The organism is Paenibacillus sp. Soil522, from assembly GCF_001428245.1.
Classification (GTDB): domain Bacteria; phylum Bacillota; class Bacilli; order Paenibacillales; family Paenibacillaceae; genus Pristimantibacillus.
In genome coordinates, this window is record NZ_LMRV01000027.1 from 21,834 (window position 1) to 40,283 (window position 18,450).

14 protein-coding genes are annotated in these 18,450 nt (G+C 46.9%); 12 read left to right on the forward strand and 2 right to left on the reverse strand.

The features are described 5' to 3' along the window. The 6 genes from ASG81_RS05455 (at nucleotide 1) to ASG81_RS05480 (ending at nucleotide 4,890) form a co-directional block, all read left to right on the forward strand. Nucleotides 1-1,317: an MATE family efflux transporter gene (locus ASG81_RS05455; protein WP_056630167.1), complete on the forward strand. Its 1,317-nt coding sequence runs from the start codon at nucleotides 1-3 to the stop codon at nucleotides 1,315-1,317. Between the two features lie 151 nt (nucleotides 1,318-1,468). After that, entirely contained in the window at nucleotides 1,469-1,927 is a 459-nt protein-coding gene (locus ASG81_RS05460) for a Fur family transcriptional regulator (RefSeq protein ID WP_235548742.1), read from the forward strand. 35 nt (nucleotides 1,928-1,962) lie between these two features. Further along, complete coding sequence (locus ASG81_RS05465) at nucleotides 1,963-2,670, forward strand: metal ABC transporter ATP-binding protein (protein WP_155971239.1); 708 nt, start codon at nucleotides 1,963-1,965, stop codon at nucleotides 2,668-2,670. Further along, nucleotides 2,616-3,542 carry a metal ABC transporter permease gene (locus tag ASG81_RS05470; RefSeq protein ID WP_081417147.1) on the forward strand — a complete coding sequence of 309 codons (927 nt, stop codon included), beginning with the start codon at nucleotides 2,616-2,618 and terminating at the stop codon, nucleotides 3,540-3,542. The genes ASG81_RS05465 and ASG81_RS05470 overlap by 55 nt, the downstream gene beginning before the upstream one ends. Further along, nucleotides 3,526-4,497 (forward strand): metal ABC transporter substrate-binding protein, encoded by a 972-nt coding sequence (locus ASG81_RS05475; protein WP_056630174.1) that lies wholly within the window; start codon nucleotides 3,526-3,528, stop codon nucleotides 4,495-4,497. The genes ASG81_RS05470 and ASG81_RS05475 overlap by 17 nt, the downstream gene beginning before the upstream one ends. Nucleotides 4,498-4,521: 24 nt before the next feature. After that, a complete protein-coding gene (locus ASG81_RS05480) occupies nucleotides 4,522-4,890 on the forward strand; it encodes a (2Fe-2S) ferredoxin domain-containing protein (RefSeq protein WP_056630176.1) in 369 nt (122 codons plus the stop codon). Nucleotides 4,891-4,973: 83 nt separating this feature from the next. Here ASG81_RS05480 and ASG81_RS05485 read toward each other — a convergent pair whose 3' ends face one another. Both ASG81_RS05485 and ASG81_RS05490 read right to left on the reverse strand, forming a co-directional pair. Further along, nucleotides 4,974-5,885, reverse strand: coding sequence for an alpha-E domain-containing protein (locus ASG81_RS05485; protein ID WP_056630179.1), 912 nt, complete (start codon nucleotides 5,883-5,885; stop codon nucleotides 4,974-4,976). A 41-nt stretch (nucleotides 5,886-5,926) separates the two neighbouring features. Continuing rightward, nucleotides 5,927-7,390, reverse strand: coding sequence for a circularly permuted type 2 ATP-grasp protein (locus ASG81_RS05490; RefSeq protein WP_081417148.1), 1,464 nt, complete (start codon nucleotides 7,388-7,390; stop codon nucleotides 5,927-5,929). A 473-nt stretch (nucleotides 7,391-7,863) separates the two neighbouring features. Here ASG81_RS05490 and ASG81_RS05495 point away from each other — a divergent pair, with 473 nt between their 5' ends. From ASG81_RS05495 to ASG81_RS05520, 6 genes are all read left to right on the forward strand, one after another. Beyond that, nucleotides 7,864-10,587, forward strand: coding sequence for a response regulator (locus tag ASG81_RS05495; protein ID WP_056630182.1), 2,724 nt, complete (start codon nucleotides 7,864-7,866; stop codon nucleotides 10,585-10,587). A gap of 40 nt (nucleotides 10,588-10,627) precedes the next feature. Next, nucleotides 10,628-11,446 (forward strand): CheR family methyltransferase, encoded by an 819-nt coding sequence (locus ASG81_RS05500; protein WP_442952807.1) that lies wholly within the window; start codon nucleotides 10,628-10,630, stop codon nucleotides 11,444-11,446. Further along, the gene (locus ASG81_RS05505; RefSeq protein WP_056630186.1) at nucleotides 11,418-13,196 is read left to right on the forward strand and encodes a PAS domain S-box protein; all 1,779 of its coding nucleotides are present in this window, start codon (nucleotides 11,418-11,420) and stop codon (nucleotides 13,194-13,196) included. Before ASG81_RS05500 ends, ASG81_RS05505 begins: the two co-directional genes overlap by 29 nt. Before the next feature lie 90 nt (nucleotides 13,197-13,286). After that, entirely contained in the window at nucleotides 13,287-14,345 is a 1,059-nt protein-coding gene (locus ASG81_RS05510) for a LacI family DNA-binding transcriptional regulator (protein ID WP_056630193.1), read from the forward strand. 295 nt (nucleotides 14,346-14,640) lie between these two features. Then, entirely contained in the window at nucleotides 14,641-17,445 is a 2,805-nt protein-coding gene (locus ASG81_RS05515) for a beta-galactosidase (RefSeq protein WP_056630195.1), read from the forward strand. Between the two features lie 26 nt (nucleotides 17,446-17,471). Next, nucleotides 17,472-18,440 (forward strand): ABC transporter permease, encoded by a 969-nt coding sequence (locus tag ASG81_RS05520; RefSeq protein WP_056630197.1) that lies wholly within the window; start codon nucleotides 17,472-17,474, stop codon nucleotides 18,438-18,440. Nucleotides 18,441-18,450 lie beyond the last annotated feature (10 nt).

Genomic DNA, 18,450 nt, shown 5'->3' on the forward strand with positions numbered 1-18,450 from the left:
TTGAATCATCGGTCTTATCTGGCATTAGCAATTCCCCTCATTATCTCAACTTTAACAACCCCTTTACTTGGTGCTGTAGATACAGCAGTTGTCGGGCACCTGCCTGACCCTGCTTATATTGGCGGAGTAGCTGTAGGGAACATTATTTTTAATACAATGTTCTGGTTATTTGGTTTTTTACGAGTCAGTACTTCGGGTTTTACTGCCCAGGCACATGGAGCAAATAATGAAATTCAAGGAGTTTTAGCTCTTACAAGGCCGTTTTTCATTGCTGCTGCGGTAGGGATAAGCTTTATACTCCTTCAAGGACCTATTGAGCATTTGTCTTTAGCTCTAATGAATCCGGAAGCTGACGTTCGTACGGTCGCGTCTGACTATTTCAGTATTCGCATATGGGGTGCCCCGTTTACTTTGTTGAATTACGTGATCCTTGGATGGTTAATGGGAATGTCCAAAATAAAAGTTTCTTTGTTCATCCAAATATTTATGAACCTTATGAATATCGTTCTTGCCTTATTGTTTGTGAGCGTGTTTGCTTGGGGGGTACCCGGTGTCGCGACAGCAACCCTTATATCAGAAGCAACAGCCTTTGTCATTGGAATGATTTTTATATGGAAGGTTTCTCCTTTTCAATTTAGGCTGCCTCCTATAAAAGAGATCGTTGATTCCGCCTCATTGGGAAAAATGATGACCGTCAACCGGGATCTGTTTATCAGAACCCTTTGTTTATTAGCCGTATTTAATCTCTTCACGGCGAAGGGGGCTTCTTTTGGCACGGAAGTCTTGGCTGCGAATGCTGTTCTCATCCAAATTCATTACATTATGGCTTACTTCTTTGATGGATTTGCTAATGCTTCAAGTATACTAGTTGGAAAAGCCGTAGGCTCGGGGAATCAGCGGCTTTATAAGAAGACTCTTATGTTATCGTGCCAATGGGCTGTCCTTTCGTCTCTATTTATCGCAGGTACTTACTATCTGTTTAGTGAATACTTCATTCAGTTATTTACACGTATACCGGATGTCATCAATTTGGCTAACACGTACGGATTGTGGATTTTGCTGTTTCCGCTTTCGGCAAGTTTCGGTATTATTCTCTATGGTGTGTTTACTGGGGCAACCGAAGCTTCATCCATTCGAAACTCGATGATTTTGGCATTGATGGTTTATCTGATTGCTCATTTTACATTGGTGCCTAACTTTCATAATCACGGCCTATGGTTAGCTTTCATTGTATTTAGTATAGGGCGGTCGGCGTTTTTAGCGATCTTTATTCCGAAATTGAACCGGAAGCTGTTCTCTAAAGCGTATAATGAATGAGTGCTCTGTATTGACGAATGAGAAGTCAGTTGATACAATTTATTAAACGTAATCATTACCATTAAGCCGACCTTGGTCGGTTTTTCTCTCATGTAAATATCGTAATTATTACGAATTAAACTCGAAGCATCTAAGAAAGGCGGTACAGTCAGTGAAGGAACGGGATGCAGAGCTTATTGTTCAGTCCATGACCAGACATGGCCTGCGAATAACAGAACAGCGCAGAACGATTGCCCGGCTGTTAGCTAACGCTTCCGGATTTTTGACGGCTAAGGAAGTGTTTCTTGGTATGGTCGATAAATACAACGGTCTTAGCTTTGATACGGTATATCGTAATTTGAAATTGTTAGAGGAATTAGGTGTGATCGAGCAATTTCAGATAGAGGATAGCAACAAGTATCGAGTGGGCTACTTCGGACATCATCGCCATCATCATCACTTGATCTGTCTGACATGCAGCCGTCTTATTCCGCTCGAATATTGCCCTATGGACCATTTTCAGGCTCCTGATCAATTTCAAATTGTAAAGCATAAATTTGAAATTTATGGCTATTGTGACAATTGTCAGCGGCATGGTGTGGGAGAAGCAGCCGGTACGATGCCGGCTTAACCTCCTGCAAATTTAAGAATGAAAGGATGATTACATTGCTCTTAGCTTCCATGAATAAAGTGGTGTTCGGTTATAGCGATGCGCCCTGCTTAGAAAATGCAAGCATGGATATTTATTCTGGCGAATTCGTCGCGGTAACGGGCCCGAACGGCGCTTCCAAATCAACGCTGCTCAAGCTGGCGCTGGGCTTACTCAAGCCGTGGTGCGGAGATATTTACTTGGCTAAGCAGAATCAGATTGGCAAGAAGCTGGTTATTGGTTATGTTCCACAACAGATTGCCGCATTCAACAGCGGATTTCCAAGTACGATTCTGGAATTTGTGCGGTCGGGTACCTATGTAAAGGGTTCTTGGCTTCGTAAGCTCGGACCAAGAGATCACGCCTTTACGGAGCAGGCGCTCCGTCAAGTGGGGATGTGGGATCACCGCAATAGGAAGATCGGCGAGCTGTCAGGCGGACAGAAGCAGCGGATTTGCATTGCCCGAGCTTTAGCTCAGCAGCCGGACTTACTCATTATGGATGAGCCTACTACCGGAATGGATCAGGAAAGCAGATTCGGCTTCTATGAATTGATGCACCATCATGTGAAAGAGCATGGAAGGACCGTCGTTATGGTTACCCATGGTCTTACAGAGGTCCGCTCTTATCTGGATCGAATTATTGAGCTGGAAAGGAAGGAGGACGGAGGATGGAAATGCTGCACTACGACTTCATGCAGCGGGCATTTTTCGCCGGTGGGATAATCGCTCTTGTTGCTTCCGTACTTGGTGTGTATCTTATGCTCAGGCGCCAGGCGCTGATGGCTGATATGCTCTCGCATGTCTCGCTGGCAGGAGTAGCAGGAGGCGTATATCTTCATCTCAATCCGGCGCTTACCGGCTTTGCTATTGCGGTTGTCGGGGCCATTGCTGTGGAATATGTAAGAAGATCGTACAAGACTTACAGTGAGATCTCTACAGCTATTATTATGATTGGCGGCTTGTCCAGCGCGGTTGTTCTAATGAGCTTGAATCAAGGCATGAACAAAGGCTTCTCCTCCTATTTGTTCGGGTCTGTCGTAGCCGTGAATCAAACAGAATTGTCATTAATGATAGCAGTAGCCATTATAGGGGCAGTATTTTTTATTGTGTTCCGCAGACCTTTGTATCAGTTAACCTTCGATGAGGAGACGGCTGCGACGAATGGTATTCCGGTCAAGTGGATCTCACTGTTTTTTAGCGTCATTACCGGTATGATTGTCGCAGCAGCTATGCCGATTGTCGGCGTTCTGTTAGTATCCTCTCTTATCGTACTGCCCGCTGCACTTGCAATCCGGGTTTCACCAAGCTTTACATCTGCCTTATTCATCGCTATGGGAATTGGATTAACTGGCGTTTTTTCCGGTCTAACTGCCTCTTATGAGCTTAGCACGCCGCCCGGAGGAACGATTGCACTTGTACTCTTAGTCCTGTTGTTTGCTGGAATTGGCGTAAAGAAGCTGACGTTATACGCAGGCAAATTAAGAAATAAGAAGACAAGCAGCAAGGCGGATATCGTTAATACCGTATTTCCTCGATTCACTAAGAACTCATCTATTCATACAAATGGAGGCAAAGAAAATGAAAGCATGGTCTAGCAAAATCATTCTAATCTCTGCAGTAACCGCATTACTATTAGCAGGATGCGGAGGGAATAACGATGGTATTAAAAACGGCAACATCGAGTCTGAGGGCAGCGGCAAGAAGTTAAAGGTTGTAACGTCTTTCTATCCGATGTACGAATTCAGTAAGCAGGTTGCCGGCGAGCACGCTGACGTTATCAGCTTAATTCCGGCAGGCGTAGAACCGCATGACTGGGAGCCAAGCGCCAAGGATATGGCTAATATTAAAGAAGCGGATCTATTCGTCTATAACGGGATTGTCGAAGGCTGGGCAGAGCAAGCACTAGAGAGCGCACCGAATGATAAGCGTGTCGTGGTAGAAGCAAGCGGCGGAGTACAGCTAATGGAAGGCGTAGAGCATGAAGAAGAAGGCCATGAGGAAGAAGAGCATGAAGAAGAGGGGCACGGCCTCGATCCGCACATCTGGTTGAGTCCGGTATTGGCGCAGCGGGAAGTGCTTGCGATTCAGGAAGCATTCATGAAGGCGGATCCGGAGCATAAAGATGATTATAAGGCGAATGCGGATGCATACATGGCTAAGCTGAAAGAACTGGATGATGCCTTTAAATCCGGACTTCAAGGCATTAAGCATACCGAATTTGTAACCCAGCATGCGGCATTCGGCTATCTCGCTAAGGAATATGGTCTGACCCAGGTTCCGATTGCGGGGCTGTCGCCGGAACAGGAGCCGTCTCCAGAGCAGATGGCGGAAGTGGTTGCGTTTGCGAAAGAGCGTGAGATCAAAACGATTTTATTTGAGACGCTCGTCGATCCAAAGATTGCTCAGACGATCGCGGATGAGATCGGAGCTAAAACGGACGTGCTTAATCCGATCGAAGGGCTGACGGAAGAGGAAAAGAAGGACAATCTCGACTATATCGGCATTATGGCCAAGAACCTGGAAGCCTTGAAAAAAGCATTAAACGAATAGGTGATGAAAGGGGCTTAGCGAGTAATGGCGACATGGAATTTGTCCGGAACGAAGCATCATCTTCTTCTATGCAACGGTGGAAGCTGCATGCTAAGTCATGCGGAAGAGGTGACGCATGCCATACGAGACGAGATTAACTTGCATAGTGCGGATTCGCTCATTCATACGACGAGAACACTGTGCAACGGAAGGTGCAGCGATGCTTGCACCGTCGTTCTATATCCCCAGGGTATTTGGTATCATAACCTCACTCCTTCTCTTGGAAGGGAGCTCATTCGTCGGCTTCTAGAAGAAAAGAATCCTCTGCTTGAACAGATTTCCTATACGTATCAGCATCAGCAGTTTGTTGCAACCGGCCGTGCCGCAGTTGGAGAATTTAAATCAGTAAAGTGAACCCGATGAACGTGAAAAACCCATGAAGCACCAATGCTTCATGGGTTTGGGTTTCGGTCGGTTTGGACGGGCTGCTTCCATTATCATGCTCCGACGACATTCGCTTGAAAAAAAGCTTTTGAAATCAAGAAACCCAGCTGATTGCAGCATTGTAACCATTCATGAAGCGAATCGGAAACGCCAAGCCCGGGATCTGGCAGTACCGCATAATCAAAGCCTTCCTGCTTGATTGCCTTTAAATAGCTTTCCAACGATGTAAAAGCAAATGGGATGGAGCGCGGAAAATGGGGATTCAGAATCAAAAATTCCGTCACTTTTGCAAAAGTTACGTGATCAGCATGTAATTTGCGGAAGGCTTCATAGCCGCCGACTGATTTTAACAGCACGATCATGCGGTTATAATGGTTCTGGTCTTGAGAAGAAGCGGGATCACGAATCAAATTTGTATGGACGGTTTGAAGAATACGTACCGTGTTTTCCGTACGCTCCAAATATTTGCCGGCTTGAAGGAAATTCCATTCCTGTTCCCGAAGCATGGTTGAATCCGCTGCGCCGTTAAAGAGAGATATCCACTCTCTCACGCGCTGATAGAACTTGGAGGGGGATTGCTGCATCATCTTATTGATATCCTGATCATGCAGCCAGAGATATAAGGAATTCGTAATTTCCCACAGCTCTTTCGGCAGCAGCTGCCGTAAAGCCCGGATATTATTTCTTGTCTGCTGAATAATAGAATAGATCGAATTGCTGTTCGTACGCTCAAAAGTCAGAAAATGAAGGACAGTCCATTCATTCGCAATGGCGTTATCTTCCTTGAATTTGGCGAGATCTCCTACTGCCGCCACAAGCTTTTCCCATATGTAATCCCGATCATTATCGTTTCCTTTTAATTCATGCCGCATATGATAATTGGCATCAATCAGCCTGGAATGATTTTCGGCTCTTTCCATATAACGTCCTGCCCAGAATAACCATTCCGCGTAGCGATTTATCATTGTTCATCCGCCTTTATAAATAGTGAATTACTTTGGAAAATTTATAAAACCCACGTATCTTTTGTGCCCCCGCCCTGTGAGGAATTCACGACAAGCGAACCCTGCTTGAGTGCTACCCTTGTCAGCCCGCCCGGAACAATATGAGTCTCTCTCCCCATAAATACGAAAGCGCGCAAATCAATATGACGGGGAGAAACTTCGCTGTCCGTGAAAGAAGGACTGCATGACAGCTTCATAGTCGGCTGGGCAATATACAGCTCTGGCGATTCTTTAATTTTGCCCGCGAACGCTTTAAGCTCCTGCTCGGAAGCGGCAGGACCGATCAACATCCCATATCCTCCGGAAAGCGATCTTTCTTTAACCACCATCTCAGACAACCTTGCAAGCACATACTCTCTTTCATGCGGTCTTGATAGAATATAGGTGGGCACGTTCTTCAAAATCGGTTCTTCGTCCAGGTAGTAGCGGATCATATCGGGTACGTAAGCATAAACGGCTTTATCATCTGCAACTCCTGTGCCCGGAGCATTGGCAAGTGCGACATGCCCGGCGCGATAAGCTTGCATCAGTCCCGGCACGCCGAGTAAAGAATTCGGATGGAACGCGAGCGGATCCAAGAATTCATCATCGATCCGCCTGTAGATCACATCAACCTGCCGAAGACCCTGTATGCTTTTCAAATATACTTTCTGATCAATGACGGTTAAATCTCTGCCTTCCACCAGTTCAATCCCCATTTCTTGTGCCAGAAACGTATGATCGTAGTAAGCAGAGTTATGAATGCCGGGTGTGAGCAGCACAACGAGCGGATCCGGCTTAGCATTAGGGGCGAGACTGCGCAAGCTGCTTAACAAAGCGTTCAAACCTTGATCGATATCGCGTACCCGGTTTTCAAAATACAGCTCGGGAAAAAGGTTTGTCATCAAGGAGCGGTTCTCATAAACATAAGACAAGCCTGAGGGCGTTCTCAAATTGTCTTCCAATACATAAAATTCACCCGTTTCGCTGCGGATGATATCAATTCCCGACAAAGGGATATACCTGCCGTTCGGAACATCCAGACCGACCATTTCCGGGCGGAAATAGGGATTATCAACGACCAATTTCCTTGGGATAATGTCATCCTTCAGAATCTTTTGCTCATGGTAGATGTCCCCGATGAATGCATTCAATGCTTGAACTCTTTGTTTCAAGCCCTGCTCAAGCAGCGTCCATTCATCTGAAGTAATGATTCGCGGAATCATATCAAAAGGAATGGTCCGTTCCAGGGATGTGTCTCCAAGGCTTTCACTATTTAATGTAAACGTAATGCCTTGCGTAACCATATGGGATTGCATGAATTCGTTTCTTTTGTTCAATTCCTCAATCCCCATCTTCGAAAAACGTTGAAAAGTTTTGCTGTAGGAGGACCTCACTTTACCGTATCGGTCAAACATTTCATCATAAAATGCGGGGCTGCCATATTGAGTAAACAAATGCTTGCGTTTCGTCATCAGCATGTTCATGAGTCATCCTCCAGTTTCTTCTTATCTCTCCGCTCAATTAAGTGCTACTTTTCATCACGTGCTGAGAATATGGTTAAGTATAGGGGATGGAAACCATTAATGTATGTCGAAATTACCCCTCTAAATTGTGACGATATTGTGTCTTTCTGATCCGCTCCATTTCACTTGTTAATGTTATGTAAATTTATGTGACAAACATAGTTAATTATAGTTACATTGAGAGAAATGGAGTGTTTTCGCAAAAAAGGATAGCTGAGCTAGGTTTCTGAAACAATTTCGCCCGAATTGGGGCTTTGTCAAACAAAATGGACTGATATATGATAGGAATAGAATAAATAGCAAGCTGGCAATGACGCCCTTTCCCAAGACAACGATGTCTCTATCCGATGGATAGAGACATTTTTTTTTACATGACTTATTTTTGGATTTCATAGTTATAAACTAGAAATAGACGATAACGGCGGTGTGTACAAATGAGGTTTGCGATTGGAAAAAAAATATTTACAGGGTTTTTATCTGCGGCTGTTTTACTCGGCGCTGCAAGCGGAATCTCCTTTTACTACATGAACAAAGTCAACGACTCCTATTCCGATTTAATTAACCGCCAGGTAACGATACTTACCGCCACCAAGGATATACAGGTTTTGGCCTTGCAGCAAACCAACGGTTTGCGTGGCTATCTGCTGACGCAAAACCCGGATTTTATTCATGAACTTGAAACGGCAAACGAACAATTAAACGTTCGGATTGAACAAACGGGAAGTCTTGTGACTCAGCCGGAAAGTAAAGACTCTGTGCAAAAGTTAACAAGATTAAACCGGCAATTTAAAGAGAACTATGATCAGCTGCTGGCCAGTTATGCGCAGGACCGAAATCAAGAGGAAGCCTTAAATACCTTCAAAACGAAAGTGCTGCCTGTGGGGATCCAACTGGGGCCGTTGGCCAAGTCAATAATGGACCGTCAGCAGCAGCTATTGAATCAAGGAACAAAATTGAATACGGAAATGGTCAATCAAGCCAATAAAGCAGTCAGCTTGTTAAGTATGCTTACATTTGCTCTAACCCTATTGATCGGCTTTGTCATAACGCGGCACATTACGGGTAATTTATTTAAAATCACAAAAGTGATGGCTGGCGTTACTTCAGATTCCAGTTCAAGAACAAGATTGCCTCGTATCGATGTTCGTACCCGGGATGAAATTGGTGACATTGCCTATTCTTTTAATGAAATGGCGATAGCTTTGGAGAATTATTCAGCCCACGAGCAGGAAAAAAGCATGCTCGAAACAAACATTGCGGAAATGGCTACGATGTATCAAGGGATTCATGACTTAAATACGCTGGCGCAGCTGTTCATCACCAAGATTACGCCGATGACGGGAGCTAGCTGCGGTGTGTTTTATCTTAAGCAAGGCGCCGGGGACAGGCAGCGGCTTCATAGGCTGGCCGGTTATGCTGACAACCGGCAGGAAATCGGTTTCGAAAGCTTCCTTTATGGAGAAGGGCTTGTCGGGCAATGCGCTTTTGAAAACCGGACCATTATGCTCACCGACATTCCGGAGCATTATATTCAAATCATCTCCGGTACCGGGAAAGCATCACCTTCGAACTTGATCATCATGCCGGTGGAATATGAAGGGCATGTCGTTGCCGTCATTGAATTAGCCTCGTTTACGAAGTTTAGCAAGGCCCAGCAAACTTTATTGCAGCAGGTATTGAACCATGCCGGGATTACGATTAACAGTATTGCAGGCCGCATGCAAGTGGAAAGATTGCTGCAAGAATCACAGGCTTTAACGGAAGAACTGCAAAATCAGTCCGAAGAGCTGCGATTGCAGCAGGAAGAACTCAGAAGGATTAACGGTCAGCTGGAGGAGCAGTATAAAAAATCCGAACAGAAGACTAAGGAAATAGAAATCACGAAAATGGAGCTTGTAGAGAAGGCCGACCAGCTTGCGCTCAGCTCCCGGTATAAATCGGAATTTCTGGCCAATATGTCGCATGAATTACGAACGCCGCTTAATAGCTTACTGATCCTGTCCAATCTGCTTGCTGAGAATTCTGAAGGCAATCTTACGGAGAATCAAGTGAAGTTCGCTCAAACGATCCATTCATCCGGAAATGACTTGTTACATTTAATCAATGACATTCTGGATTTGTCCAAAGTCGAGTCGGGGAAAATCGAGATTGTCCCTGATGAGGTCAGCTTAACGTACATCTGCCAATTTGCGGAGCTTGAATTCCTTCAGGCCGCGCAGCAAAAGGGGCTGAAATTTACAACAGAGCTGGATGCCGGACTACCGCCGACAATCTGTACCGATACACATCGATTAATGCAAATATTGAGGAATTTACTGGCCAACGCCTTTAAGTTTACGGAACATGGTGAAGTGGCGTTTCGCATACACAAAGCGGACAACCAAATTTTCTCCGATTACCGTGGACGGATAAATCTGGAAGCGGCCGTTGCCTTTTCCATATCGGACACAGGCATAGGAATTCCGGAAGAGAAGCTGAGCCTCGTATTTCAGGCGTTTCAACAAGAGGACGGGACGACCAGCCGGAAATACGGAGGCACGGGATTGGGACTTTCGATCAGCCGGGAATTGGCTCATTTGTTGGATGGCTTCATTGAGGTTAGCAGCGATAAAGGGAAAGGGAGCACTTTTACGCTTCTATTACCAGGTTATGGAGGGAGCACGGCAGCCGAGCCCCCTATGAATAATGATGAAGCCGCGATCGTTCATGTTGAATTTGAAGAGAAGGAATGGCAGGCTCCTGTCATACACCATGAGGATATTTTCTTCGCGGGTAAGAAAGTGTTAATTGTCGATGACGATATGCGCAATATATTTGCTATCACAGCCGCCTTGGAAAACAAACAAATGAAAGTGGTGTTTGCGGAAAACGGAAGAGAGGGCATTCGTGTCCTGCAGGACAATCCGGACATCGATCTCATCCTTATGGATATTATGCTGCCGGAGATGGATGGTTATGAAGCGATGCGTATCGTACGGCAAATGCCGGAGTTTCACTACTTGCCGATTATTGCGCTTACGGCGAAGGCCATGAAAGATGATAAAGAGAAATGCATGGAGGCTGGCGCCTCGGATTATATCAGCAAACCTGTGAGCTTGGAGCAGCTTTTCTCGTTAATGCAGGTTTGGCTGTACAGACAGGCGGGATCGTATGCGTAACAAACCTTTTGACATTTACGCGACGATTGAAGCGGAAGAAATGGATGAGCTGGAAAAGATCGAGATGGAAATGTTCCTGGAAGCTATTTATAGACATTATGGATGTGACTTCCGAAACTATGTGACCCCTTCGATTCGTCGTCGATTATGGCATCGAATCCATGCCGAAAATTTATCCACCGTTTCCGGCTTGCAGGAGAAGGTTCTACATGATCGCCAGGTGTTAAAAAAGCTGCTGTCGGACTTCTCCATTAACGTGACGGAAATGTTTCGTGACCCGAATTTTTTTATGACTTTCCGGAAAAAAATCGTACCATTACTTCGTGACTATCCTTCTATTCGGATTTGGCACGCAGGCTGCTCAACAGGTGAAGAGGTCTATTCGATGTCCATTCTTTTATACGAGGAAGGCCTGCATCACAAAACAAGAATTTATGCCACGGATATGAATGAAGATGTCATTGAAGAAGCAAAAAATGGCGCTTTCCCACTCGAAAAAATGCAAACCTACACAAAAAATTATGTAAATGCCGGGGGGGCGAAAGCCTTTAGTGAATACTACACCGTAAAATACGAGCGAGCCGTTTTCCACCCTTTTTTGAGTGAAAATATCGTTTTTGCCCAGCATAATTTAGCCGTCGACGGCTCGTTTAATGAATTTCATGTGATCATTTGCCGAAATGTCATGATCTATTTTAATAATGTCTTACTAAATCGTGTTCATAATTTGTTCTACGAAAGTTTAGTATTGTCCGGATTTCTGGGACTTGGGAATAAGGAAAGCATTGCCTTTACCAGCCAATCAGCGAATTATGAGGAGATGGATGCGAATGAAATGCTTTATCGAAAATTTAAGTAGCCGCGTTCAAAAAGTAAATATTTTATTGGTGGATGACCGCCCTGAAAATTTACTAGCCCTCGAAGCTTTGTTGGACTCCCCTCATTATCGCTTGTTCAGTGCAAATTCCGGCGAGGAAGCATTGAAGTATGTTCTTTCTGAAAACTTTGCGGTAATTTTGTTGGACGTACAAATGCCCGGTTTAAACGGGTTTCAAACGGCAAGCCTTATCAAATCAAGAGAAAAATCGAAGCATATCCCGATCATCTTTATAACCGCAATCAGTCAGGCTATGGAGCATGTCAAACACGGTTACTCCGTAGGCGCGATAGACTATATATTCAAACCTTTCCATTCGGAAACCTTAAAAATGAAAGTAGAAGCGTTTGTGAAAATGCATCAATATCAGGAGCAGATTAAGCTCCAGAACGAATTAATGAAAGTGATCGGTGAAACATCCAGCGATACCATCGTTACTACGGACGAGGAAGGGAAAATGTTAACCGTTAGTTCCGCAGTGGCGCGAATGTTCGGCTATCGCCCCGAAGAGTTAATTGGACAGCACATCGACACCCTTGTCCCTGCGATATTTTTCCATTTTTCAGAGGAGCAGGAACTAAGTAAGATCATTGAAACCTCGGGGTTGCGAAAAGATACAGGTATATTCCCGGCCGATGTCCAGACTGGAGAAGCAAGCATAGAAGATCAGCGTATATGCGTCTTTTGCATTCGCGATGTGACCGAACGCAAGCTAATGGAGGAGGAACGTTTCCGTAAAATATTCGATGCGTCTCCAAATGTAGTTGCCTTGAGATCGCTTAAGGATGGAAGATATATTAATGTGAATAATAGTTTTCTGAACGCTACCGGTTATCGGCAAGAGGAGGTACTCAACCAGACTACAGATTTGCTGCAATATATTATCGCTTCTGATGGAAAGGGGGCAGTTGAGGATATTTATGAACCGGGAAATCCGGATAAAAATGTAAGAATAAGCTATATGACGAAATCCGGTGATCTGCGTGAAGGATTAATGTCATCTGAAATCTTGGAGATACATGGCGAACAATGCCTGCTTAGCGTAGTGACTGACATTACGGAACGTCTGTTTCTTGAGAAGGAAATGGTCAGGCTGGACCGTCTGAATTTGACGGGGGAAATGGCAGCCGGAATTGTGCATGAAATCCGTAATCCAATGACAACTGTACGCGGTTTTTTACAATTGTCAAGAAGTCGTCCTTCAGCGGAATATACGGATATTATGATTGAAGAACTGGATCGGGCTCATAACATCGTGACGGAGTTTCTCGCCGTTGCTAACACGAACCCGACAAACCGTAAAATAAAGCAGCTAAATGTTGTGGTTGAAGCGCTGTTTCCGTTAATCCAGTCGAAGGCGATGTGCGATAATCATCATGTCAACCTTGAACTTGACCATTGCCCTGAATTGCAATTGGATGAAAAAGAAATTCGCCAGCTGATATTAAATCTCGCACTCAACGGTTTGGACGCGATGCCTTCCGGAGGAATATTAACCCTTAAAACGTACAGGGAAGAAAACGAAGTTGTCTTGGAGGTAAGGGATCAAGGCTGCGGGATCAAAGAAGAGCTGATCCCCAAATTAGGGACTCCTTTCTTCAGTACAAAAGTGAATGGCACCGGGCTCGGCTTATCTGTAAGCTATGGTGTTGCCGCCCGGCACGATGCGGTCATTAAAGTGAAGACCGGCGAAAAGGGAACGATATTTTATGTGCACTTTAGGCTGCAGTAATTACAAATAAAGGGAATCATCCGTTTTCATTTCATCAAAAGTCTGTTATTCTACTGAAGAATGAAATTATAGTCAGAGGAGTGAACAGCTATTAAGCAGGTTACTGTATATGATATCGCTAGGGAAGCAAACGTCTCAGTAGCCACTGTGTCGCGCGTAATCAACAACACGGCTCCGGTAAAAAAATCGACGAGAGATCGGATAATGGAGCTGATCACGAAGCATCAGTTTCAGCCGAATGCGCTTGCCAGAAGTCTGTTTAAGAAGGAAACCGGGATGATTGGCGTCATTTTACCGGATATTACGAACCCTTTTTTCCCCGAAGTGTTGGCCGGTCTCGATCAGGAAGCGAGAAGTAAAGGCTACACGTTTTTTCTATGCGATACCGTTTCGACAAACGGCGATTCGGAGGAGCAGTACGTGCGCGAGTCGCAATATTTGAATATTCTTATCGAGAAGCAGGTAGACGGCATTATTATGTTAGGCGGCCGGATCAACCTGGCCAAGCCTAGCAAAGAATTGGTAAACGAGGTTGTTGAGGTCAGCAAGCGCGTGCCGATGCTGTTAATTAACGGCAATATGCCGGGCGAAGGGCTGAACCGCGTATATACCGATGAAAAAGAAGGCGCTGAATTAGCGACACAGCATTTAATTGATCTCGGTCATCGCGACATTGCTTTCGTTGGCGGCTTTCGGCATATGTCCAATACGATCCAGCGTATTCAAGGCTTTGTGAAAACGATGGAGAAAAACGGTTTGCAAGTTCGGAAGGAATGGATATTGAACGGCGGCTTTTCTGTAGATAGCGGAAAGGCATTTTTGAATCAGCTTCTTGGTCTGTCCGAGCGGCCGACCGCTGTTTTTTGCGCGAACGATCTTCTCGCCATCGGGGTGATGAAGGCGGCGAGCAAAGCGGGACTTCGGGTGCCGCAGGATCTATCGCTTGTCGGATTTGACGACATTCCGTATGCCTCTAACAGCATCCCTGAATTGACGACCATCTCACTGAAATGCTATGACGCAGGACGGAGCGCGGCTGAGATGCTCCACCAAATGATTATGAAAAATAAGGTCAGCAAAAGTTTGAAGCTAAGACCTGAGCTCATTGTAAGAGAATCTACAGCACCTCCCAGAGATGGAAATGGTTAATAAGTAATTAATATTTTTAAAAAAAAGATATTGACAACGCTTACATTGTTGAATAAAATCAAGATGTCTAAAGATTGAATAGTGTCGCCGGCAAAAATGTAACCCGTTACATAATAGCCGGGCTGCCGCTTTCAATCGAGTCTTCACGTAAATACACATCAGTTTACCGTGCAGAAATGTTGTTCTGATTATACCGGTCATGGAGTGTATTTATTTTTTATTTAAAAATGTAACGGGTTACATGTAACGGGTTACATTAATAATGCTTTTAGCCAATTCCGTTGGGGGTTAAGACATGAATATGGAAATCGGAGCAAGAGCGGTTGTGAAGTTTGATGCGGAAGCCGTGAAAATTAATGAAACTCCTCATATTTTGCTATGCGCTTCGCTGTTTTACTTCCGCATTCCAAGAGCGCTTTGGAAGGAGCGGATGGAGCAGCTGAAAGCATTCGGCTATAACAGCATCGATGTCTACTTTCCGTGGAACTATCACGAAACGGCGGAAGGGGAATGGGATTTCAGCGGGGAGCGTGACGTTGCCGCATTTCTGAAAACGGCGGCGGAGACAGGCTTATACGTCATAGCAAGACCGGGTCCCTACATCTGCTCCGAATGGGATGGAGGCGCTCTGCCCGCCTATCTGCTGACTAAAGGCTTGAAGCTTCGTGACAATGATCCCGGCTTTCTAAGCTGCGTTTCGGGTTGGTTTGACCGCATTTTGCCTTTATTGAAGGCGAGTCAAGCGGGAGAGGGCGGAACCGTGATCGGCGTTCAGCTCGATAATGAGCTTGATTTCTATGATTGCCAGGACCCAAAAGGATATATAGCTGCCCTGCGCGATATGGCGCTTCAGCACGGCATTACGGTTCCGCTGTTCGCCTGCGCCGGGCAAGGCGGCTTGCTTCAAGCTTCGGGGCTCGCGGACAATGTGGTGCCGACCTGCAACTTTTATCCGGATAACCGGGAGGCCGAATTTGAGGAGAAGGTGCTTCACTACGGCAATGCCGCAGCTAAACTCGGTTACCCGCTGCTCGTAACGGAGACGAATCGGTCGCATTACCTGCTGCGCAGATTGCTCTCCTGCGGAGTCAAGCTGCTCGGTCCTTATCTTCAGGTGTCGGGTACGGATTTCGGCTTTACGAACGCGACGAACAACTGGGGCAAACCGCTGGCGTTCATGACCTCGGATTATGATTTCGGCGGCATGATCTCTCCGGAAGGTCATATCCGCGGGGAAGCGTATGAGGGCAGGCTGCTAAGCCGGCTAATCGCGGCTTACGGAGCCCCGCTTGCAGAGGCTGCGGCAGATAGCGGCGTATCCGCCAAATGGTCGATGGCCGGAGATTGCGGGAGAGTGGCCGGTCCTTATGCCTTGCAGCTAAAAGGCGGCGGAAGCCTTCTGTTCGTAACGAATCTGGATGACAGGGATAAAGAGGCAGCAGTTGTCATTGCCGGCGAAGCGAATGCTGCAGCCGAAATCGGCCTCACGCTCAGAGCCGGAAGATCGCTGGCGCTTCCTTTCCAGGTTCCGCTCGGCCTGTGGGGCTGCGGGGGACAGCTTGAAAGTTCGACGGCAGAGCTTTATATGGCACAATCTTCCTATGAAGGAGTAAGCCTTGCCTTTCATACCGAAGGAAAAGGAGAAATCATTCTGCAGCTCGAAGCGCCGTTTGAAGTGAAGGCGGTCAATGTAACGGCCGAATCGGTTGAAAGCCGGTTAACGGTAGCTTTTGACGGGAATGAGGATGGCTTCTGTACGATTCTTACTGCTGACGGGCGTGAGCTGAAGCTGTTTATAACCGACAGAATGAAAGCGCTTTATGCGGAAGGCGTAGACGATTGCGGCGTCATGCAGTATGGCGAACCGCTGCTTTACCCGGAAACCTCTGAGGAGGCGGCAGCCGATTGGCGTCTCCGCATCTTCGATGCTGCAGTGCCGATGACAGCGGAAGCCGAGGGCGGGCGGCCCACTGAGGAGAAGGCGGATTACTTGGAGCACGGCGGCATATACCGCGGTTACGCCTGGTATGAAGCGGCAGTTCGGCTGCCTGAAGATAAGGCGGTACAAGGGGTGCTGATCCGGCAGGGCAGTGACGTCATATCGCTGTATGCGGGAGGCCAATACGCCGGTACGGTTGCGCCGGGCGGAGGCAGCTCCTTCCTGCCGCTCAGCGGCGGTCTTCGTGACGAAAGGCTGCTTGCCAGAGTAGAAATTTGGGGACATTCGAACTTTGACGACGCTAGACTGCCCGGGCTGCGCCTGCATGCGATGAAGGGGCTTACAGGGTTGTCGGCCGTAACGGAGATTCGTGACCTCAGCCGCAATTGGAGCGTATATCGCACGGCGGATCGGGCCTTGCGCACGGAGCTGACTGCATCACCCGACTGCAGTTTGTGGCCGGTCGTAAACTTTGGGGGCTGGCTGTCTCCCGATCACCCGGCGTTCGAATATTACCGGAAAACGTTCCAAGCATCCGAGTCTGCCAGCTCTTGGACGCTGCATTTCCAAGGCATCCAGTCATTGGCCCGGCTGTTCGTAGGCGGCAAGGAGATCGGAGCGGTGAATCCGTTCGACCCCTACCTCGATATTTCTGAGCATGTAACGGCTGGAGAAATAGTGGAGCTGACGGTATACGTCGAGAGAGTGCTCGGTTTACCGTCCGGACAGGTGTACTTGTATGAAGGCGTCGCTGCTGCAGAGTGGTCGGTTAGCGGAGCGGAGGAGAAGGAGCTGTTCGCGCATGCAGAGATGCTGCGGACGGATGTAAGATCGGCAGAGCTCCCCGTCGTCTTGGAGCCGGGCGAGACAGCCTGGCTGTATGCTTCTACGGTCAATTCGGAAGCGGGGACGGGCTGGCGTGCAAGGGCAGCCGGGTCAGGACTTAAGCTGACTGTGTTCTTAGAGGAGCGGATCGTTGGACGGATTTGGCTGCCAAGCAACGATGCGAGCCGGCCTGTCTTTTCGGGCGGAAGCCCGGATTCCTTCTATTTGCCGGGAGCCTGGTATGAGGCGGATAAGGGAAGGCTGGCGATTTTAGTGGAAGCGGTGGACCGGAATACGCAAGGCCGATTGGAATCGGTTCAATTCATAGCCGTCTAGCCTATGACAACGAGAGGGGAATGAGGATGGAAACAGCTTTAGTCGAAAGGGTGCCCGCGAAAAAGCTGCAGCGAACGAGCAGCGCCAAGTTGAGACGATTTTGGAATAACAAAACGCTGCTGCTCATGTGCGTGCCGGCCATCATCTTTTTTATCGTTTTTGCCTACCTGCCGATGCCCGGCCTGTATTTGGCTTTTATTAACTACAATTACTCCGACGGCATCTTCAAAAGTCCATTTGTCGCATTTGATAACTTTCGCTTTCTCGTCATTAACGGAGACTTGTGGCGGCTTTCGTTCAATACGGTTGCCTATAATCTTGTATTCATCGTTTTAGGAAATGTGCTGCAAATTTTTGTCGCCATCCTGCTGAACGAGATCCGCAGGAAATGGTTCAAAAAAGTAACGCAAACGCTCATGTTCCTGCCTCACTTTATATCGGCGGTCCTTATCGGCCTGATCGCCTACAACGTTTTGAGCTACGATTACGGCTTGCTGAACAGTATTTTAGGATCTCTGGGCATGGAGCCTGTCAAGACGTATTCCGATCCGAAAATATGGCCGTTTATTATCGTGCTGACCTTCCTGTGGCAGTCGACGGGATACGGATCCATCGTTTATTTTGCGGCTATTATGGGGCTAGATAACGAGATTATCGAAGCATCGGAAATCGACGGCGCCAATGCGTTCCAACGCATCATTTATATCGTGCTTCCTTGGCTGAAGCCTACCTTCATCATTCTGATGCTGTTCTCGCTCGGCGGCATTCTCAAAGGAAACTTCGGTCTGTTCTTCAACCTGGTGGGAGCTAACAATACGGCATTGTATCCAACGACGGATATTATCGAAACGTATGTGTTCCGCTCCCTCATGACAAACTTCAACTTCTCGATCGGCAGCGCCGTGAGCCTCTATCAGTCGGTATTTGGCTTTGTCGTCGTCTTGACCGCTAACTGGCTCGTGAAGAAGACTTCGCCCGAAAACTCGTTATTCTAGGAGGTGTCGA